The sequence below is a fragment of the Mucilaginibacter angelicae genome, from assembly GCF_042434235.1.
GTDB lineage: Bacteria > Bacteroidota > Bacteroidia > Sphingobacteriales > Sphingobacteriaceae > Mucilaginibacter > Mucilaginibacter angelicae.
The window spans coordinates 74161-94509 of sequence record NZ_JBHLTS010000078.1 but is presented as its reverse complement, the minus strand read 5'-3'; the positions used below and the strand labels follow the sequence as shown (position 1 = coordinate 94509).

General features: G+C 43.8%; 14 protein-coding genes. 3 read left to right on the top strand and 11 right to left on the bottom strand.

Annotation, left to right across the window (positions count from 1 at the left end; all coding sequences use genetic code 11):
* Positions 1-11: 11 nt before the first annotated feature.
* From ACFFGT_RS28650 to ACFFGT_RS28635, 4 genes are all read right to left on the bottom strand, one after another.
* Entirely contained in the window at positions 12-3197 is a 3186-nt protein-coding gene (locus tag ACFFGT_RS28650; protein WP_377025948.1) for a SusC/RagA family TonB-linked outer membrane protein, read from the bottom strand.
* A 298-nt stretch (positions 3198-3495) separates the two neighbouring features.
* Positions 3496-4659, bottom strand: coding sequence for a beta-1,2-mannosidase (locus ACFFGT_RS28645; protein WP_377025947.1), 1164 nt, complete (start codon positions 4657-4659; stop codon positions 3496-3498).
* A gap of 180 nt (positions 4660-4839) precedes the next feature.
* Entirely contained in the window at positions 4840-6069 is a 1230-nt protein-coding gene (gene fucP / locus ACFFGT_RS28640) for an L-fucose:H+ symporter permease (protein ID WP_377025946.1), read from the bottom strand.
* 28 nt (positions 6070-6097) lie between these two features.
* Complete coding sequence (locus ACFFGT_RS28635) at positions 6098-6982, bottom strand: ROK family protein (protein ID WP_377025945.1); 885 nt, start codon at positions 6980-6982, stop codon at positions 6098-6100.
* A 312-nt stretch (positions 6983-7294) separates the two neighbouring features.
* Between ACFFGT_RS28635 and ACFFGT_RS28630 the strand changes: the two genes are divergently transcribed.
* Positions 7295-8314, top strand: a complete 1020-nt coding sequence (locus tag ACFFGT_RS28630; protein WP_377025944.1) for a LacI family DNA-binding transcriptional regulator — start codon at positions 7295-7297, stop codon at positions 8312-8314.
* A gap of 72 nt (positions 8315-8386) precedes the next feature.
* Here the strand turns inward: ACFFGT_RS28630 and ACFFGT_RS28625 are convergent, their stop codons facing one another.
* Both ACFFGT_RS28625 and pnuC read right to left on the bottom strand, forming a co-directional pair.
* Complete coding sequence (locus ACFFGT_RS28625) at positions 8387-9379, bottom strand: AAA family ATPase (protein WP_377025943.1); 993 nt, start codon at positions 9377-9379, stop codon at positions 8387-8389.
* Positions 9372-10001, bottom strand: coding sequence for a nicotinamide riboside transporter PnuC (gene pnuC / locus ACFFGT_RS28620; protein ID WP_377025942.1), 630 nt, complete (start codon positions 9999-10001; stop codon positions 9372-9374). Before pnuC ends, ACFFGT_RS28625 begins: the two co-directional genes overlap by 8 nt.
* Positions 10002-10144: 143 nt before the next feature.
* Here pnuC and ACFFGT_RS28615 point away from each other — a divergent pair, with 143 nt between their 5' ends.
* Both ACFFGT_RS28615 and ACFFGT_RS28610 read left to right on the top strand, forming a co-directional pair.
* On the top strand, positions 10145-10267 hold the full coding sequence (locus tag ACFFGT_RS28615; RefSeq protein WP_377025941.1) for a hypothetical protein: 123 nt from the start codon (positions 10145-10147) through the stop codon (positions 10265-10267).
* A 115-nt stretch (positions 10268-10382) separates the two neighbouring features.
* Positions 10383-13622, top strand: coding sequence for a P-loop NTPase fold protein (locus tag ACFFGT_RS28610; protein WP_377025940.1), 3240 nt, complete (start codon positions 10383-10385; stop codon positions 13620-13622).
* Between the two features lie 174 nt (positions 13623-13796).
* Here ACFFGT_RS28610 and ACFFGT_RS28605 read toward each other — a convergent pair whose 3' ends face one another.
* Genes ACFFGT_RS28605 through ACFFGT_RS28585 form a run of 5 tightly spaced genes read right to left on the bottom strand, consistent with a single transcriptional unit; the run spans position 13797 to position 20336 of the window.
* Positions 13797-14684, bottom strand: a complete 888-nt coding sequence (locus ACFFGT_RS28605; RefSeq protein ID WP_377025939.1) for a glycoside hydrolase family 16 protein — start codon at positions 14682-14684, stop codon at positions 13797-13799.
* A 58-nt stretch (positions 14685-14742) separates the two neighbouring features.
* Positions 14743-15783, bottom strand: a complete 1041-nt coding sequence (locus ACFFGT_RS28600) for a family 16 glycosylhydrolase (protein ID WP_377025938.1) — start codon at positions 15781-15783, stop codon at positions 14743-14745.
* A gap of 4 nt (positions 15784-15787) precedes the next feature.
* Complete coding sequence (locus ACFFGT_RS28595; RefSeq protein ID WP_377025937.1) at positions 15788-16687, bottom strand: PKD domain-containing protein; 900 nt, start codon at positions 16685-16687, stop codon at positions 15788-15790.
* A gap of 9 nt (positions 16688-16696) precedes the next feature.
* On the bottom strand, positions 16697-18799 hold the full coding sequence (locus ACFFGT_RS28590) for a hypothetical protein (protein WP_377025936.1): 2103 nt from the start codon (positions 18797-18799) through the stop codon (positions 16697-16699).
* A 25-nt stretch (positions 18800-18824) separates the two neighbouring features.
* Positions 18825-20336 (bottom strand): RagB/SusD family nutrient uptake outer membrane protein, encoded by a 1512-nt coding sequence (locus tag ACFFGT_RS28585; RefSeq protein ID WP_377025935.1) that lies wholly within the window; start codon positions 20334-20336, stop codon positions 18825-18827.
* Between the last annotated feature and the right edge of the window lie 13 nt (positions 20337-20349).

The following is a 20349-nucleotide window of genomic DNA, read 5'->3' as shown; positions in this document are numbered from 1 at the left end:
TTTTTTAAAGGTTAGAAATTAGCGTTAATACCAAATGTTATTGTCCGCGCGGTTGGATAAGTTCCCCAATCGATACCGACTGCAGTTACGGCATTGCCATTATTGCTGTTGTTATACTGCTCCGGATCGAGCCCGGTATATTTAGTCAATGTCAACAGGTTTTGCCCGCTTACAAATACCCGTACCGATGATAAGCCTATACTTTTAAGTGCATTGTGCCCCAGCTTATAGCCTAACTGCACATTCTTCAACCTTAGGTAGGATCCACTTTCCAGGAACCGGGTTGATGGCTGTTTGTTGTTAGTGCCATCAGACCAGGACAACAGCGGGAAGGTGTTGCTTGTTCCGGGGCCTGTCCAACTTTGGGTAGCGATACGCTCCGTGATGTTGAACGGGCGATAAAAGCCTTCAATATCCGTTAATACCTGGTTGTATAATTTGTTACCGTAAACACCCTGGAAAAATACGCTCAGATCAAAGTTTTTGTATTGAACGCCCGCGGTAAGCCCGTATGTAAACTTAGGTATAGGGCTGCCAACAAAAGTGCGGTCCTTGTCATCGATGATACCATCGCCGTTAACGTCCTTATACATTACATCACCGGGGCGTATACCTGGTCCCTGGTAAGCATGTGTAAACACCTGCTGGGCATTCTGGAAAACACCTTCCTGCTGTAATAAGTAGAAAGAACCTATCGGGTGGCCCTGTTGTGTTAACGTAGCGAAATAGTTGTTATCGATACGTGCGTTGGCAATAGGGGCGCCGCCCGCTAATGATACTACTTTGTTGTTTACAGTGGCAAAATTTGCGCTCACTGTGTAAGTCCAGCCGGTGCTGGTGGTTTTTTTATAACCTAATTCCAGTTCGATGCCGCTGTTGCGTACCTTACCGGCATTAACAGCCGGGTTGCCGCCATTGCCGGCACTGCTGGGCAGTGGCAGGTTTAATAATACATCGGATGTGTTTTTGATGTAATAATCGGCAGTTAAGGTTAAAGCATTTTCAAAAAAGCCTAAATCAAGCCCGACATCTTTTTGTGTGCTTTTTTCCCATCGGATATTAGGATTGCCTTTTGAGGTAATGCTGTATCCCTGTGTAGTAGTGCCGTTAAAAGGATAATAGAAATTACCGCTCAGCAGGGAAGTATAGGGATAGGTGCCTATTTGTGAGTTACCTAACTGACCTATACTTGCGCGAAGTTTTAAGGTAGATATCGGTTTGATATCTTTCATGAAATCCTCACGGTCAATTCTCCAGCCTAATGATCCCGAATAAAAACTTTCGTAACGGGATGAAGGATCTAATTGTGATGAACCGTCACGACGGAAGTTAGCGCTTGCCAGGTACTTGTCATTATATTGGTAACCTATACGGCCAAAGATGGAGAACAATGCAGAATGGTATTCGTTACCACCATTTTGCTGTGAGGATGCTGTGCCGTTATCAAGGTACTGGAAGTTTGGCGTTTGGTCTGTGAAACCCTTGCGCGATGCTGACAGTGCCTGGACATCCTGCTTAATAGCCTCTGAGCCTGCTAAAAAGTTGATGGTGTGTTTGCCAAGGATAAGATCATAAGTGGCTGTATTAGTCCAGTTATAATTCAGATTATTAGTGTGTGATTGTGCAAGGGAATTGGGCGAGTTGAAAAAGCGATCGATACCGTAAGTTTCAAAAAACTGTTTGTAATCGGTCTGGATCAGGTTTACGCCGATATCTGATTTAATTTTAAGGCCCTTTATGGGATCAACTTCCACATATCCGTCACCCAATATGGTATAGCCATAAGTATTATTGTTGGTTGCATCGGCCTCGGCTATCGGGTTGATACCATCACCGAGGAAGTTACCGAGTAAGGGGTCCTGCTTAGGCAAATCCACGAATTGCCCGCTGGCATTGTAAACCGGTGTGCCTGGTGTACGGAACAAAGCAAAACGAACAACGCTGGCTGCCGCACCGGTATAACCATCGCCCGAGCTGCCCACGCTCCTGGTTTTGGAATAGGCCAGGTTAACATTGGTACCTACTTTTAGGAATTTGGCCACAGTACCGCTTACCGCTGTGCGCAGGTTAAACCTGTCGAACGATGAGTTTTTGATCAAGCCATCCTGTTTAAAATAGTTTGCAGAAACAATGTATTGCGAATTATCGTTCCCGCCGCTGATGGATAATTGGGCATTGGTGATAGGTGCCGGTTTCAGCACCTGTTTAAGCCAGTTAACGTCTGATAAGGTTCTTGCCAGGCTATCCGAGATAAGCGGACGGCCATCGTTCTTGGCGGCGGTATTATAGGCACTCACATATTGTGCATTATCGGCCATTTTAATCAGGTGCTGGGCCGTTTGAACACCTGTATAAGCACTGAAGCTTAGTTGCGTTTTACCCGCTTTTCCGCGTTTGGTGGTTACAATAACAACACCGTTTGATGCCCTGGCCCCGTAAATAGCTGCCGAGGAAGCGTCCTTTAAAATATTGATGGTTTCAATATCATTCGGTGAGATTTCGTTGATGCCGTTTTGTGTAGGTACACCATCCACAATATACAAAGGATCGTTATTGTTGATCGTTCCCACCCCGCGTACACGAACTGAGATCCCTTCGCCCGGTGCACCGGTGTTTTCGGTAACAGAAACGCCAGCGGCCTTGCCCTGCAATACCTGGTCAACCCCACCAACAGGCATACTGCTGATATCTTTGCTGCTGATAAGTGAAACCGCACCGGTAAGGTCTTTCTTCTTTTGCGTGGTATAACCTACCACCACTACTTCATTCAGATTGCCTGCCGAGGCCTGCAAAACTATATTGAACGTTGTGCGACCGGAAACCGGAATGTCCTGCGTTTCATAGCCGATGTATTTTATGGTTAATACTGCATCTTCAGCTACGGTGATGCTGAAGCGCCCGTTAACATCCGTAACGGCCAGGGCTTTTCCATTTTTTAAACTGATGGAAGCGCCGGGAAGGGTAGCACCTGTAGCATCAGTAACCGTACCGTTTATTTTGATATCGGCAGCAGATGGTTTGGCGATGCCTTGTGTAGTATTCGTTTTTCCCGGCAGGTTCATTGGCCTGCTCAATGGGTTTGCTTTAACTGAAAATTGCACCAATGTTGCCAGGAACAAAGTAGCTGCAACTTTTAGGTTTAAAGCGATCCTCTTTTCATATCGGTGGATAATGAAATAACTGTAAGTTTTTTTCATATGCTTTGATTATTTGGTTAATGGTTATTGATCATCATATGATCGTGACCGGGATAATTCGGTTAGTTTTTGCCCGGTAGGGGAATGCTTTTCGCAAGGCTACCGACAATTAATTTTTAGTAGATTACTTCATAAGATTTTGCCCTTTCTTCTCCTTGGTTTATAGTATTTTCTATCTTTTTGTAATCGGTGTATCCTGTTGCAAGCCCCTGATGTCCTCTTTTTTTGGACAAAAACGATCCACTATCACCAAAATTTCGGGTGATCAGCAGGTTGTTAAAAAAATTGTGCTTCAGGTTTATAACACAGGCACCGGATCAGGCGGTGCGGGCTTATGAGGGTCAAAAACGGCTACCCCAACCTTGGAGTCGGCACAGCCGTAGTATAAAAACCACTTGTCTTTAAAGTACGTTAGCCCTTCAATAAAAACAGTCCCGTTTACATATTGACCGCTTTTTTCAAATGGTTCCATTGGCCGTAAAAAAGGCACGCTGAGTCTGCCGATGGCTTTAGTTGGGTCTTTTAGCGAAAATAATACCTGGCCGGCGCAGTAGGAGTTACCGTTAAAGCGTTTGTCACCACCATCGCCGGGATGGTTTTTACCGTTATAGAATAAAATGATCCCGTTTTTAGTGATCAGCGCAGGAGGACCACATTCGGTAAGATCGCTGTCAAAATAATTTTTACGCGGAGAGATCAGCCATTTCAGTTCGCCTTTGCCATCTGTTAAAGGTTTCCAGTCAACGAGATTGGTTGAGGTAGCAGCAAATACATGCAATTCGCCCCAATACATCCAGTATTTGCCATTAACCTTGGCTATAACAATACGGTTGCCTTTAAGCCGGGTTACAATAGACGCGGATTTATTAGGGATATTGGCAAATTTGCCGTTATAAAATTTCCTGAAAATGGGGCCGTGTTTAACCCAGGTTACCAGGTCTTTAGAAGTAGCAACGCCGAGGCGCGGCACTTTCCGGTTCCATTGGGTGTAAAACATTACATACGTTCCGTTTTCGGTTACAGCAACCCTGGGGTCTTCACATCCGCCCGGCCATTCAAATTCTTTTTGACTGTCGTTACCGGGGTAAACTACAGGTTTTCCGCTTCTTTTAAAATTAAGCCCGTCGGTACTTTCGGCATAACCGATTCGTGACGTACGGGTACCTATCGAGTCGCCGGTCATATCTTCAGAGCGGTATAAAACCACTACCTTGCCATTTTTTACAGTTGCAGCGGGATTAAAGGTGTAAAAGGCTTCCCAGCCAACCTGTTTGTTTGACATAGGGTCTAAAAACCGTGAGCCGGCCAGGGGAGAAATAATGGGATTAATGTGAGCAGGCCTTTGAAAGCCACCAAATGCCCATTTGGGTAATGTGTTTTGCGCGTTTGTTTGCGCAAACGAAAAATTAAAGAAAAACAGACAGGTTAAAACTGCCGCTAATGTGGTTATACCTTTATTCATCAGGCTGTATTATAGGTTTGATAATTGGATAATTGCCGGTTGGTTCAATTTGCAAAACCGGTTTTATTGGTTTGACAATATTAAACAATAAAACCGGTTTTGCAAATTAATTATCAAGAACTTATCAGCATACAGCAAGAATTTTACAATGAGGGCAGCGGTGGTACGATTGGGATGGGTTTAATGCTTAACTTTAAAAAACCTGTACCCGAACAAAAAGATCACCACATAGCAGATAATAGGCAGATAATAGGCTTTGGCAACATCATGATTAGCTATCTGCCCCATGAGTAAGGGGAAAAATGCCCCACCAACAACGCCCATTGATATAAAGGAAGAGCCTTGTTGTGTATTGCCGCCAAGATTTTTTAAACCGAGACTGAATATGGTAGGGAACATAATACTGAAGAAAAAGTTAATCATCATCAGGGCGATGTATGAAGTCCAGCCCCAGCCTTGTGCAACTATAAGACACATGATGATGCTGCCCATGGCAAAAGCGGCCAGCAATTTATTAGGTGCGATAAATTTCATCAAAAAAGTGCCCACAACGCGTCCAAGAGCCATCATTAGCATGAAAACGCTCATGTAATTACTGGCAGTTTGGTTACTGAAACCCATTACTTCGTGGCCATAATTGATGAAAAATGCCCAGGTGCCTCCCTGCGCTGCCACATTGAAAAATTGTGCAGCCACCGCCCATACAAAATGCTTATGCTGGTATAGTTTTTTTGAAGGCGCTAAATCTATATTTACAGCCTCCGGGTCGTCAGCTTTTGTAACGGAGTGAGGGTCATCCAGCGGTAGTACCCTGAGGAAAAGAAACGCGATGAACAGAAGGATAATCACAACTCCGATACCTATGTAAAGGGATTTGACTGAGGAAAGATCAGTAGAGTTTGTACCTTCGGTGCCAAACAGAAAAAAAGATGCGATAAGCGGACCGCTTATAGCACCAATAGCATTAAACATTTGAGAAAAATTCACCCGCAGATCGCTGGTGCGTTGGTCGCCTAAAGCAGCCGAGAAGGGGTGGGCTACGGTTTCGAGTGTGGCCATGCCGCAACCCATTACAAATAAAGCGATCCTGAAAAAGCTGAAGGAGGCGGCATTTGCTGCCGGTACAAACATAAAGATTCCGGTAGCAAACAAGGCCAGGCCCAATAAAACTCCGGGTTTATATCCGAATTTTTTCAAAAAGTATCCGGCCGGAATGCTCATAATGAAGTAAGCGCCAAATACCGAGAGCTGAATGAGGCCCGATTGTGATTTGGAAACATTGAGTGCGCCTTGAAAATATTTATTCAGTACATCGCTCATGGCATGTAGTACGCCCCACATTAAAAATAAAGAGGTAACGAAAATGAAATTCACGATGTATTTCTTCTCGATAAAAGCAGCTTTTTGCATGTTATTTTGGTTGTATTTGGTTACTGGATCAGGTGAGGCTATTATGATCTGTAAAAGCAGCCGCTGCGCCTATCAATGCGCTTTGCTCTCCCAATTGGGCAAGTTCGATTTTGAGCGGAGCTAAGTTCTTTTGCAGTCGTGGTAAAAAGAAATCTGAAGCTTTGGCAATATTTCCGCAAATGAGCAACGCGTCAGGCTGCAATTTCCCGATGGCTGCTGAAAGAAATCCGGTAAGCTGATCAGCAAATTCGCTGAATACTTGTTGGGCATGATTATTTTGGGGGGCCAGTGCAGCTAATTCTTTTACACCTCCTGTTAGTGCCTGTCCCGTTAATTCCGCATATCGCTTTACAAACCAGCGGGTTGAAAAATAATCGTCAGCAATACTATCGTTATACGGGTCGCTGCCCAGGTTAAGGTCTGTAGTGATCTTGTTAATTGAAAAAGCTGATCCAAAGCCTGTTCCAAGCGTGATGCCTATTACTTTATCATATGGTTTGCCCGCGCCCGCTAATACCTCGCCAGCTATGGCGCATTCGGCATCATTCCTGAACCTAACCCTTTGCAGATCCATACCAAGTGCGTCAGCAAACTGTTTTTTGATATCCATGCCGAAGATGGCTTCATACTTATCCAGTCCTTTGATGTACGATATGCCTTTATCATAATCAAAGGGACCGGGCATGGCTATAGCTAAGCTATCTATGGGGTGATTGCTGTTTTTTATAACGGCCTGTAGCGCATTCGTCCATGCGGTCAATATTTCGTTCGCGGTGCCTTTACTCATGACCTCAACACTTATTATACTATCGGAGATTATCGAGGTTGTTTCGGTGTTGCATAGGCCGGCGGTAAGGTGCGAGCCGCCAATGTCGGCAGTTAAAATATATGGGGATGCTTGTTCGGTCTGCATGGTTAAAACTTATATCTTTATTTGGTTATGATGTTGTAAATTAGCAAACCGGTTTTGCAGAAAATAATGGCCCGATAATCGATTGATAGGATCAAGGCATGATATATCTGCTGTATGGTGATCAAAATGCTTAGTTTTTCTGTAGCTGATACCTGGTTTATAATTGAAAATCTTTAGGCTGATGGACAAAAAATACCGCTCGTTATCTTCAGTTGCAATAATAAACAATAAAACCGGTTTTGCAAATCAAAAGCATTACATTTGAAAAACGCTTTGATTAGTTTTAAATTCAACCTAATTATTACAACCTAAATGAGTAAAAAACTATCTATTAATGATATTGCCAATGAGCTCCATGTTGCCAAGTCGACAGTTTCCTTTATATTGAACGGAAAGGCAAAAGAAAAACGGATCAGTGAAGAACTGACGGAACGTGTGTTAAAGTTTGTGGAAGAGAAGGGCTACAGGCCTAACCAGCTTGCCAAGAGCCTGAGTACAGGCAAAACCAAAATGATTTGCCTGCTGGTTGAAAAAATATCAGATTACTTTTTTTCGCATATCGCCTTTCATCTTGAAGCTTTAGCCTATAAAAATGGTTATAAGATTATTTACTGCAGCACCGAGAACGACCCGGAGAAAGCCCGCGAACTGATCAGTTTGTTGCGTGCGCGGCATGTAGATGGTTATATTATAACCCCGCCGGCGGGTATAGAGCCGGAAATCCAGGCACTGCTTAACGATGGCTTACCTGTAGTGCTTTTTGACCGTTACCTGCCCGGCATACCGACTGATTATGTTGGACTTGATAATTACAACGGCACCTACGAGGCGGTTGAATTTTTGGTAGGCAGCTCATCAAAAAGAATTGCTTTGGTAACCCTGAATTCAGATCAGACACAAATGCTGGAGCGGCGCGACGGTTATTTAGCCGCGCTCAAGAAACACAAACTAAAACCGCTGATCCTGAAAGTCCCTTTTGAAAATAATATGGAAACCATGGTAAAGCAATCCGTTCAGTTTATAAAAGACAATCCTGATCTTGATGCTGTTATCTTTGCCACCAATTATCTTGCACTCAGCGGTATAAAGGCTATCAATGAAGCAGGGCTGAATATCCCTTCGGATATTGCTGTTATCGCTTTTGACGACCATGATGTTTTCAATATTTATAATCCGTCCATCAGCGCAGTTGCGCAACCCCTGGATGAAATGGCCAAGCAGTTATTCAAGATCCTGCTGGACAAACTGGAGAACAAAGTAAGGTTAAAGGACCTGAGCAAGGTAATCATTCATCCAGAATTGATATTGAGGGGGTCAACGCATAAAGTATAATGGCAGCTTATCTTAAATGAATATTTTATTAACTGGCAAAGCTTTCTTTCCGGCTATGCAAGCTATATCAGCTCATCGTGTTGATTTATTTGCAATGAGTTTGGATATTTCCGAAATGGCCTGCTCAAACCTGTTTTGCCAGCTTCCTGATATTTCCACAAAATTAATTTGATGATCAGCCAAAACACCCCGGTGAGACTGGTCAAGTAAATCTCTGTCGGTTTTATTTAGCCGGGTGCCATCCTGGTAATAAGGGGCGTCATTATTTAGATAAAGGTATAAATCGGCCTTGTTTGTGCTGTAAATATGGTCATTAACCTCCAACTCGCGGTTAAAAACAAATTTGGCGTATGATTGGGTAATATGAATATTGGTGTCAATAATTACCAGGGCGCTATCGCCCAAAATGGCCCTGTCTATTCTTTCAGCATGTTCATTAGCAACCAGTATAAGATCGTTAAAAGTAAAATCGGTTGAATCAGGGATTAGATCCCTGCCTGCCTCTAATACAAAACTGCTGTTATAGTATGCGGCAAGTTGTTTGGTCAGTGTTGTTTTCCCGGTAGATTCAGTTCCGAGAATCACTACCTTAACTGCGAAATAGGGTTTAACCGCGGCAGGCAGGTAATGCCAGTTTGAAAAAAGATTATTCCTGATGACTGAAGCTGAAACAGGAAAGCGGCTTTTATCCGGATCAAAAGCGATATGCCTGATCTTCATGAACCCTGCAACAAGTTCACCATAAGGCTCGGAGGTAATAAGCAGGTTGTAATCCGGGTAAAGCTTCTTAAACTCGGCAGACCAGATCTGCGAAACATTTAAAGACGTTTGGGAAGTGTTTGGTAATATCCTGTTGTCATAATAGAATGTTTTTACTTCTATGTTTTCCTGGCAGGCAAAAGTAGCTTCGATCCAGTTTTTCCTTAATGCGCCGGGTATGTTTTCTTCGTTGTCGCAACAAACCAATACAGATAAAAAATCGCAGTTGGTTAATGCGAAGCTGATCATCGCTTCGTGACCTTTATGAAAAGGCAAAAACTTCCCAAAAACAAATGCCTTAACCATTGGTCAGTTGTTTTTTCCAGTTATATAATCCGTATGATGCCAGGCCAAGAAACAGTAAATATTCAAACGACAGAAAATAAACCTGTTTTTTAAAATACAATATCACACAAACCGCATCTACCAATATCCACAAATACCAGTTTTCGATCTTCTTTTTGGCCAATAAAACCGTGGCAATAATACTTAAAACCATCACAAACGAATCGGTAAAAGGATAAGCCGCCGCCGTTCTGAAATAGGTTGGCAGATATAAGTGAATGTTTTTTATTAAAAAGCCGCTTAGCAGCGAACCCAATATAATAATGGCAGCTGTTAGCCATCGCGCTTTCAAGTTGATAACCATAATATTATTCTCAACTGTTGTAGTATTCCAGTTATACCAGCCATAAATGGTGACCACAAGAAAGTAGACCTGCAGAAACATGTCGGCATAAAGATGTACCTGGAAGAATAAAATAAAAAGAAATATCTCGTTCACAATACCGGTGCTCCAGGTTAAAATGTTAGCCCTTGATGCAAAATAAACAGATATTAAACCGAATAAGGTACCTATTAATTCAACATAACTGATGGGGTAGCCAATAACGGTAAAAGCGGTGTTTTCTATTTCAAAAAAGTGCATCAAAAAGTATGTTTTTCGGATGTGCCGAGGATTTATGATATTGACAGGCCATGGTTTCAAACATCAGGGATATTCATTAACACAGTTCTAAAAATAGCGTATTTTACCATCAATCCAGTATCTTTATCGTCTAAGCCATTATTATGAAAGATTATGCTTTACTGATCGGCAACGGGATCAACAATATTAACCCCGGCAAGAGCTGGGAGGCGATCCTGGATGAGATCATTAGCTTCTGCGGGCTGGAGGTACCGGTATTTTTTTAATAATGGTTGATTATGCGGAATCAGAAATAGATTGATATCTTTATGTTTTATTGGTATTGTATTGAATATCAATAAATTCTAAATTAATATTCTGAAACCTAAGCTGTGAAATAAGATGCCCGGAAAAATCACGCTAATCCATGATAATCTTTTCAGTACGTATGCTGATGCGATCGTCGTGCCCAGGTCCACCGTTGGTTCATTCGGCGCCGACTTCGCCGACGGGTTGTTGAAATACTTCGACATTGACCGGAGCAGTAATTCACCTGCTTCAAAGCTGGGAGTACTTACACTCAACGAATATCCTAACAAAGGCCGTAGCAACAATCAATCACCGACATTTTATTTGCTGGAGGCTACCACTGTCGATACCAGTTCTCTTGGAGACTATGAAGCTATACGCTCTCTCGGGCGGCAAATCGCAGAATTTACGCAAAAATATCCTCGTGTAGCTGATGTGGCCACCCCACTGCTTGGTACAGGGGCCGGAGGATTGGATCATCTCAAAGTATATCAATTGTTAGCCCAGGAATTTACTGCTAATGCAGCGCCCAATTGTAATTTACTGGTCTATATTCAGGACGAGAAGGTTTATCATACCCTGATTGATAGTGAAGGGGGCACCATGTCCCCGGTTAAAAAGGCAGGTATATCCCCAAACGAAACGCAATATTCTGTCACCGGTAGCGCAGTGTCAAGCCAGGCTGTTTTAACAAATATTGATCGGCCCGAAGATGATGAGAGCGATTTTTTCCGGAACAATAGCTTTTATTTAGCACAGTCCGTTTGGAACGGCGCTGATTATACCGAAAGTTTTTTTCAGGCCGGTATTTGGGAGGCAAACATTGGGGAGCTTGTTGAAGAATTACAATCTGTGGCAAGCGCATCTGTTGTTTTTTTAACCTCACCTGTGCGTAATGAAAAATCGAGACGGTTGCAGATCAGGGGAGTTGGCGTAGTGAAAAATAACAACCTGGATGGAAGATTGGTGGGGGTGGAGTGGTTGATCAAAGATGTTAACAAAAGTGTCCGGCTTACGATTAGTGATACGGGGGATTTTATAGTAACAGGTCAGGACACAGCCAGAACCATCCTCGCAACTATACCCGGCTGGGAAGTCATTTTAATTCCCTTTCTTAGAGATTTTAAATCGAAAACTCCGGAAACAGGAGGCTCCCCCGTTTCCCTTATTGCGAAACTTACCAGCGACACAGTCAGCAGTGATGATTACCTGGGTATCAATAAGGATGTCACTGCATTTGCAAAAATCATCGCGTCCAACAATTTTAGCCCTCCTTTGGCTATTGGCTTGTTTGGCAAATGGGGGAGCGGCAAAAGTTTTTTCATGAGCCGCCTGCGTGATCAGGTTCATTATTTGGGCCGTTCCGGGCAGGACTTTTACTGTAAAGGTATTGTGCAGATCTATTTTAATTCCTGGTCTTACCTTGACGCAAATCTTTGGGCAAGTATTGTCAGCACTATTTTTGATCAACTGCGGCAGTTTATAGGAGGAAGCACATTAAGTGACCAGGATGAAGAAGATGCTCTGAATATCCTCAATGAAGAAATGGGAATCGTTAACGAGGAGATGGGAGCCATTTCAGAAAAGAAGCAACAGGTTCAACAACAGAAAGATAAATTACAGCAGCAAAGGGATGATCTGGAAGCTGATCTTGAAAAGCAATTGAGAGAAGTTGGAAAAAAAAGCCTGGATAATGTTTTAGCATCTGCAGATAAGCAATTTGAGATCAGCAAGCAAATAAAAGAAGCTATTGACGATAACAAATCTATCCAGACAACCCGAAAAGATATTGAGACAGTTATACCTCCAGTTTACCTTGATCACCCGGGTAAAGCTTATGAACAAGCACGTTCGATATGGACATTTATAAAAGTATTCTTCGATCGGAAGCGGATTGGCTGGAATTTGCTTTTTCTGGCACTCCTGTTATCAGCGATATTGCTGATCCCATATTTAACAAAAAACTTAGCAGGCTGGCTTAAAAACTACGACCTATCGCTTCCCTCACTGCAGATCATTGCTGCATCTTTAGCCATCCTGCTCCCCGGGTGGAAACGTTTTTTGACGGTCTACCGCGAATGGCAACCGGTTGTAGCCGCATTCTGGAAAATTAAAACGGACTACGACAAAACAGTCGAAAATGCCTTGTTTGTCCATCAGCAAAAAGAAAAGGAACTTGAATTAAGTATCCATACGGTACAAGCAGACATCAATACACTTGACCGGCAATTGGAGCAGAAGGAAAAAATCCTTGCTGAGCTGGCTTTGCGAAAAAAAAATGTCCTCGAACCCGAAGCGCTATATAGTTTTATAGAGCGTCGATGCAAAAGCGACGATTACCGTAAACATCTTGGGATCATTTCGGTCATCAGGAAAGATTTTCTTACCCTTAGCCGTTTGTTTTTGGATAATAAGTATGAAAAAAGGGAGGAGTTTCTATCCAAGTTCGAATACCCGCTCGACCGGATCATTCTCTATATTGACGATCTGGACCGTTGTCCGGAAGAACGTGTGGTTGAAGTGCTGGAAGCCGTCAACCTGTTAATGACTTTCCCATTGTTCGTCGTTGTCGTGGGTGTAGACCCACGGTGGGTCAAGAATGCGCTGCTCAAACGTTATGCGTTCCAGTTTTCTGCCGCAGTCATGACCAATAACGGTGTTATGATAGAAAAGATAGAAGCTTCAGATTATCTTGAAAAGATATTTCAGGTGCCTTTTCATTTAAAAACAGCTGAAGATAACGAGATTAAAGCAATGATACAAGGATTGGTAGGAGGAGCACGTGTTTCTGAACCGATCCCGGTTGATCCTGATGATATTCCAGCCCCCGTAGGGAACGTATCGATACCGGTTTCCTTGTCCGCGAAACCAACAGAAGACACCCCCTTACCCGAAACAGATCCCCATCTTGTACTAACCGCCCGCGAAATATACCTGATGCAGCAAATGTCACCGATACTCGGAAATAACCCGCGGGTTATTAAACGATTCGTCAATATTTACCAGGTTATGCGTGCACACGAAGGTTTCTATATTAAAAACAACCAGGGGGATGACAGTTATTTGCCCCCGCTTTTCAATTTAGCATTATACACCGGACGGTTCAAAGGACTTGCACACAACTTTGCAAATTATATCCAGTATGAAGCATTAAGTGAACTGACTTTGTCACAATACCTCGAAATTTCCGTCGATGCGGACATAGATAAGATTAAAATAAGTTTAAAAACGGAACTAAAGGGTATCAAAGAGGTCAATTTGCTTAACCTGCAATTGAGCGGTTTCAGTCAACATGAGCGATTTATCAGTCGTTTTACTTTTGCTGAGTTATGATAATATCTTAGCATTATCCTGGATTTCCATGGTTGTAGGACCGACTTTGATAGGCACATTCTCATTTGTTTTTTATGTAATGATAAAACTTAGGCACATTAAGGAAAGCCGTTGGCCAAAAAAGAAAGCCACCGGAATTGTTCACCGGCGGCATTTCTATTAATCAAGGGGTAGTTATCTTTGGGTAACCCGCACCCAGTCAACCAGCATTTTTACCTGGCCGCTCTTTACCAATTCTACAGATGATTGCGGTAAGCCGTAAGGTTGTTTAACGCCGTTTATCTTTACCGGGTAACCGCCGCCCAACGCAAAATTGAGGATGAGATATTGCTGGTTATCAAAAGCCCATTTGCCATAATGCTGAGCCATTGTTTTGGTTACACGGAACATGAGCTTACCATCATATTTAAAGTCGAGCTCATCGGGCGTCCAATCCACTGCATAGGTATGCCAGTGAGTTACATCTTTATCGGCATCAAAGTATTGCCGGTTCACAAAAGGGGTTTCACCGCTGTAACCGGGGCCATGCACAGCAGCGCTCACCCAGTCTTTTTCGCCAATGTATTCCATAATATCGGTTTCGCCGGTTTTCGGCCATTCGCCGGTACCTAACAGCCACCAGGCAGGCCATAAACCAGCTCCATCGGTAAGCTTGATCCTGGCTTCGGCAGTGCCGTATGTGAACTGAAATTTGTTTTGAGTGGTTAGTCTGCTCGAAATGAAATCAAAGTGCTGCCCGTCCTTTGTAACAAAACCCGGTGCCGACTTCGGTCTTATTTCCAGTGCGCCTCCGTTGGCTCCTTCGGCATTTGCGCCATGCACAATAAAGGCTGTAGACGGTGTATCAACGTAGGCTTGCAGCTCATCGTTAAAATGCATACCGGTGATCTCGAAATTCCATTTGGAACGGTCGATTTGATCCCTGTTAAAGTCGTCAAAAAAAACAACCTTGCCTTTTATATTGCTTGCTGCCGTTTTTTTTGTTGACGAGCAGGCCGATAATAATACGATGCCGCATGCCAGCCAAATTACCCCGTTGTACCTGTGTTTCTTAAAATTCATAAATAAAATTGATTTTAACCGGGGCGGTTATTTGATGAAAACCACCCCGGTAATTAATTTATTGATACAACCTGATATAGTCAATTTCCATAGTGCCACCGGTAACAGCCGGATCAACTGCACCGCCAAAATTGCCGCCCATGGCCACATTCAGGATAATGAAAAAGTTTTGGTTAAATGGCAAGCTGGCGTCATTAGCAACCGTTTGAAATACCGTACCATCAACAGAGATCTTAATAGATGTGGCCGACCAATCAACAGCGTACACGTGAAAATCAGTAGTAGCGGTTGGAATGGTTGTGTTAGCACCATTTCCGTTAGCACCCGAATGGCCCGGGTAATGCAGCGTGCCGAAGATCTTGTTGAGCTGGTTACCCACATGCTCCATGATATCGATCTCGCCGCAAGCCGGCCATGGCGAAGTAGCGTAATTGCTGCCCAGCATCCATATAGCAGGCCAGGTACCGCCACCGGCAGGTAGCTTAGCCTTAATTTCAAGCCTGCCATACTTAAAGGCAAACTTTTGATCAGACTTTAGCCTTGCCGAGGTGTAGGCGCTGCCCATATAATCTTCTTTTTTCAGGTTAATCTTCAATGTTCCGCCTGATACGATAACGTTTGTTGGCCTGTCGGTATAATACTCCAGCTCGTTATTGCCCCAGCCGCCGGCGCCGAGGTCATAACCCCATACCGATGGGTTTGGTGCGCCATCGGTATTAAACTCTTCCGACCAGGTAGGTGTCGTGCCCCCGGTTGCAAATGATATGGTTACCGGTAGCGATTTTGAAGCTGTATGTCCGCTGCTACTTTTAGCGGTAACCTTGGCGGTAAAAGTTCCTTCGGCAGGGTATTTATAAGTGACCGTGCCGTTTGTTGAGTTTTGGAAATTGCCGTTGCCAAAATCAAACTCATAGCTCACTGCGTTGGTAGCTGTTGCAGTAAAAGCTACGCTGCCGCTGCCATTGGTACTTACAACAGCTTTAAGATCGAGCCCGGTAGGCGGGGTGCCCACCGAACCAAGGCCTTCGTTCTTTTTGCCGCAGGCGGCAAAAAGAAACGATACCAGCATTATGAATAGGGATATGCGTAAATTTTTCATATGGTTATTGTTTAACTTTTAGTTTTTGATACCAGGCAAGCCCGTCGATACCTATGTTGCGTAAAAAGATCTGGGTTGATGTAAGTGACAAAATCTCGTAAGTATTGCCGCCCGTGCCAAAATTGATCAGACCGTTACCGGGCACCACAAACTGGATCCTGGTTGAATTGGCCGGTGTTGAAGCCGAAGTGGCATCCATAAAGGTTAAGTTGCGCGTGCCTGATACATCAATATCATAACAATTATCGCCGCCTGCTTTGCCATAAAACGCGGTTGATGCTGCAATAAAGAATGATTGGCCTTTATTATTGATGCTCATGCTTATGGTATTGTTGGCATTTTTAGTAAAGGTGATTTCATCATCATATAAACACTCAGCACGTTCATTAGGAGCGGCGGCATAATACGATGGGGTGAAACCATCGGCAGGGCCAACACCTACATGCCCTGGAGTAAGCCTGTCGGTAACCCATGTTTGTGATGCACCATTGGTTAAATTCTGAATGATATCGGCAGGGATATCAAAAGCTACAAACACAGTTATTTTTTTGCTGATAGTTGATGTGGTGCCACCTGTACCTATAGCATTTACGGTGATGGTATAATCAAACGTACCGGGGTTACTGTACTTGTAAGTAATAGTTCCCGATGGTACAACCTGTGTATTGCCATCGCCAAAATCTATCTTGTAACTAATGGCCTTATTGGCTGTGGTTGTTATGGTCACTTTACCGGTACCACCACCGGCAGGGTTGGCATCGTTTTTACCGTCGATGGCCGCATTGAGCGTCAGGTCGGTAGGGGTATTCAGCGGGCCAAACGTGTATTGGGGCTTTTTACAGCTGGTATAACCAATAACAGCCACTATGATAATTATCGCTATTGCTTTTATGTTGATTTTCATGATCTGTTATTAATTAAGTGTGATATCATCAAACAGGAAAGTATAATTGGCAGATCCATCGCCCTGCGTACCATTATCAAATATCAGTACCACTTTTTGGTATGATTTTGCAGTATTGATGGCGCTGTAATCAAAGGTGAGCTCTTCCCACGCATTAGCTGTTGTGGTGGCTACTTCCTGCTGATAGTTGGTATTGCCATCGGTCAGGTTTTCCACTTTTAATAATACCTTGGCACCCACACGTGGTGAATACACCTTCATTTTAAAGGTTTTCTTTGTCGAAAAATCTATCGGGTTATCCAGCGTTATAAAGCTGCCGCCGTAAGTTTCGCCTGCGTATTTGATCATCTGTCCAACCTTGCTGCTGGTATTAATACCTGTAACATGAGGGTTGTTGATTATCGATACCGCGCCACCTGCAAAGTCGGTAAATGCATAAGTTACAGTTGATGACTCGAACGTAAGCGGCAAGCCTAAAACGCTTGATGAAGGATCGGGCGCTATGAACATCACATCGTCCCAGTAAAACTTCTTACCATTTCCTGCAACGTTAAAATCGAAGAAGAGCGAAGCTTTATCGTAATTGGTTGACAGGTCGAGCGCCGGGGTTCCTGATGAATTTTTGGTGAAATCAAAAGTCAGCGTTTCCCATGCATTGGCCTTGGTGGTCAGCACATCAGTTTCAACAGATTTAGCTCCGTTGTTATGATCTTCAAGTTTCAGCTTGATATCGATCCCCACGGCTGGTGAATATATCCTTACACTCATTTTGGTTGAAGTGGCAGTAAGCGGTACTTTGGCCGAAAAGCCGATTGGCGTACCAATAGTTGTACCTGCCCATGTTTCGGCACCGTTTGGTTTGGTGGTTATTTTTACCTTATTGGCAGCATTGGTTGGGTCAACACCATCAGCTGTTTGGTTGTTACCAAAATCAGTTACAGTGTAGTTAACATCAGTTGCATCAAAAGTTACCGGTAGGTTGATCTGCTTTAACACAGGAGGTACTGCAACCAGTTTAAAGTCATCCGCATAAAATACCTTGCCGCTGCCAGGGTTGCCAAAATCAAAGAAGATAGAGGCCTTGTCATAAGTAAACGTTGGGTCAAGCGCCGGTGTGCCTGCAGCCTGTTGGGTAAAGTCAAATACCAAGGTTTCCCATTTATTAGCTACGGTGGTTTTTACATCGGTTTCAACCGCGTGATTACCATTGGCATGATCTTCCACTTTCAGTTTGATATCCAGGCCGGCAGCAGGTGAGTAAACCCTTACGCTCATTTTAGCATAGGCAGCCGTAAGCGGAATTTTGGTTGCAAAGCCTGATGCAGTACCAAGCGTCGTACCAGCCCAAACTTCGGCACCATTTGGTTTAAGGGTTTTCATTACTTTGTTAGCAGCATTGGCCGGATCAGCAGCTAACGACGATTGGTTATTGCCAAAATCGCTCAAAGTATAATCATAGTTAGGGTCATCAAACGTAACCGGCAGGTCTATCTGTTTACCTACTTTAACCGCCTGCGTAAATACCGTTGTTTCGGCGCCGCCGCTCAAAGCTGTTACCGTTAAGGTATAACTGCCTGCACCTGCATAAGCATGTGTTACGGTTTGGCCTTCCAGAAATGATTGGGATGGCACCGGATTGGTGGCAGTTGAATCGCCGTAAGCTACTTTAAACAAGGTTTCATAATCGGCAGTTGCAGATACGTTGACGTTAAGGCCGTTAGTAGTTAGTGTAACTTTTAAATTTTCCGGTGCCCTGAAAGCTACTGTTAATGCCTGGGTGGCAGTTGTGGTTTTACCTGTAAGGTTATGACCTACAATTTTCACCGTGTAGTTACCCTCGGCATACTTATGCTGAACATTTTTACCAGCTGCTACCTTTACAAAAGTATCACCGCCATCGCCATAATAAATATCATACGATGTTACGCCCTCGCCGTTAGGAGTGATAGTTACCAGGCCGGTATTATCATGCGTTATGTCAAATAATACAGATAACTTTCCGGGTTCGGCAGTGTTTTTAACAAATGAAGTATCGGTAAATTCTTCCTTTTTACAACCGGCCGCCAGGGCAAGCAAAAGGGAAATACCTAAAATATATTTCGTTGATTTCATGATCTTTTTCGTTAATGGTTAATGATTAGTATCCCGGATTTTGCGTTAACCCTGAAATATCCACTTCCTGCTGCGGCACCGGGAATACTTCATTTTTACCAGTTTTAAACCCTGTGATCTTAGTAGCAGCCTGTCCGGTACGTACCAGGTCGAAAAAGCGGTCGCCTTCCATAGCCAGCTCCAGCCTTCTTTCATCCCAGATAGCCTGTTTAAGCGCTGCTCCTGTTGCTGTGATGTTATGATTAGCATCGCCAAAAGCACGGGCACGCACCTGGTTCAGGTATCCTTGTGCTTTGGTATCATTTGGAGAGCCGGCCCTGTTCTCGGCTTCGGCAGCCATCAATAAAACCTCTGCGTAGCGTAAAGTCCTGAAATTGTTGAGGTAGTTCAACTCCACCTGGCCGGATGTTTCGCCTTTGCGGGGCAGGTATTTGCCATTATACAAACCGGTGTTTTTGTAGGGCGCAACCTGGTAAGTAATATTAAATGACGGGTTGGCCGTTTTATAAGCTTCAATATCAAAAGTGGTGATCGCTTTGCGCTTATCGCCTGTTGAATAAGCCGCTGCCAGGTTTTGCGTTGGCAGGTTAGTGCTCCATCCGGCCGCGTAGGGCATATCGGCCGAGCCATTCAACCCGCGGATACCGCATTGTTGTACCGAATAATTACCCTGGCCGCGTGTTACGCCACCCCAGTTATAATACGGTGAGTTGTTACTGTACTGAATTTCAAAAACCGACTCGGGCCCATTCTCACCTGCTGCAAGAAACATCGAAGCAAAATCTGGCACCAGGGTATATGCACCTGAGCTTATCACGCTTTCAAGTACAGTTTTGGCCTCATCAAACTTGTTTTCGTACAGGTATACTTTACCTAACATAGCCTGTGCGGCATATTTGGTGATCCTGCCTTTTTGATCCTGCGAGGCTGGCAGCACCGCGATAGCGCTGTTAAGGTCCGCCTCTATTTGTTTATAAACATCGGCCTTAGGGTTGCGTTTGAGTGTTTTGGAATCGCTTACTTCTAATCTTTTATCGGTAAATAAGGGCACATCGCCAAACATCCTTACCAGCGAAAAATAGTAGTAGGCGCGTAAAAAGCTAACCTCGCCGTAAAGGGCATCCTTGCCTGCAAAGGTAACTTGTGTACCGGCCGGGTTCTTGTCTTTATATTGTGTAAGGTAATTAGTCCGGTTTATACCCTCGTAGGATACCTGCCACAGATCGGTAAGTGTTGAGTTAACCGGGGTTAATGTATAATCATCAATTTGCTGTAAGGAAAGCACGTCAGATGCTGCCTCTCCGCCGGCTACCGAGTTGTCCGAGGCAATATCCCCAACGGGCACCATCTGGTTTAGCCATTGCAAGGGAGTGTACGCGCTGATCACCATGGTGCGGTAATCGGTTTCGGTTTTAAGGTAATCCTGGTCGGTAACCTTAAAATCTTCATGCGGGTTATAGTCTACAAATTTTTTACATGAGGTGTTCATGGTCATCAACAGTACCATGCTCACTATCGGTATGTATATCTTCTTCATTTTAGTATCTGTT

What these genes read in the sequence shown, in the direction of transcription:
- ACFFGT_RS28650 (WP_377025948.1), bottom strand. Translation starts at nt 3,197, where the DNA reads ATGAAAAAAACTTACAGTTATTTCATTATCCACCGATATGAAAAGAGG.
- ACFFGT_RS28610 (WP_377025940.1), top strand. Translation starts at nt 10,383, where the DNA reads ATGCCCGGAAAAATCACGCTAATCCATGATAATCTTTTCAGTACGTAT.
- ACFFGT_RS28590 (WP_377025936.1), bottom strand. Translation starts at nt 18,799, where the DNA reads ATGAAATCAACGAAATATATTTTAGGTATTTCCCTTTTGCTTGCCCTG.
- ACFFGT_RS28630 (WP_377025944.1), top strand. Translation starts at nt 7,295, where the DNA reads ATGAGTAAAAAACTATCTATTAATGATATTGCCAATGAGCTCCATGTT.
- ACFFGT_RS28600 (WP_377025938.1), bottom strand. Translation starts at nt 15,783, where the DNA reads ATGAAAAATTTACGCATATCCCTATTCATAATGCTGGTATCGTTTCTT.
- ACFFGT_RS28595 (WP_377025937.1), bottom strand. Translation starts at nt 16,687, where the DNA reads ATGAAAATCAACATAAAAGCAATAGCGATAATTATCATAGTGGCTGTT.
- ACFFGT_RS28645 (WP_377025947.1), bottom strand. Translation starts at nt 4,659, where the DNA reads ATGAATAAAGGTATAACCACATTAGCGGCAGTTTTAACCTGTCTGTTT.
- ACFFGT_RS28615 (WP_377025941.1), top strand. Translation starts at nt 10,145, where the DNA reads ATGAAAGATTATGCTTTACTGATCGGCAACGGGATCAACAATATTAAC.
- ACFFGT_RS28605 (WP_377025939.1), bottom strand. Translation starts at nt 14,684, where the DNA reads ATGAATTTTAAGAAACACAGGTACAACGGGGTAATTTGGCTGGCATGC.
- fucP (WP_377025946.1), bottom strand. Translation starts at nt 6,069, where the DNA reads ATGCAAAAAGCTGCTTTTATCGAGAAGAAATACATCGTGAATTTCATT.
- ACFFGT_RS28625 (WP_377025943.1), bottom strand. Translation starts at nt 9,379, where the DNA reads ATGGTTAAGGCATTTGTTTTTGGGAAGTTTTTGCCTTTTCATAAAGGT.
- pnuC (WP_377025942.1), bottom strand. Translation starts at nt 10,001, where the DNA reads ATGCACTTTTTTGAAATAGAAAACACCGCTTTTACCGTTATTGGCTAC.
- ACFFGT_RS28585 (WP_377025935.1), bottom strand. Translation starts at nt 20,336, where the DNA reads ATGAAGAAGATATACATACCGATAGTGAGCATGGTACTGTTGATGACC.
- ACFFGT_RS28635 (WP_377025945.1), bottom strand. Translation starts at nt 6,982, where the DNA reads ATGCAGACCGAACAAGCATCCCCATATATTTTAACTGCCGACATTGGC.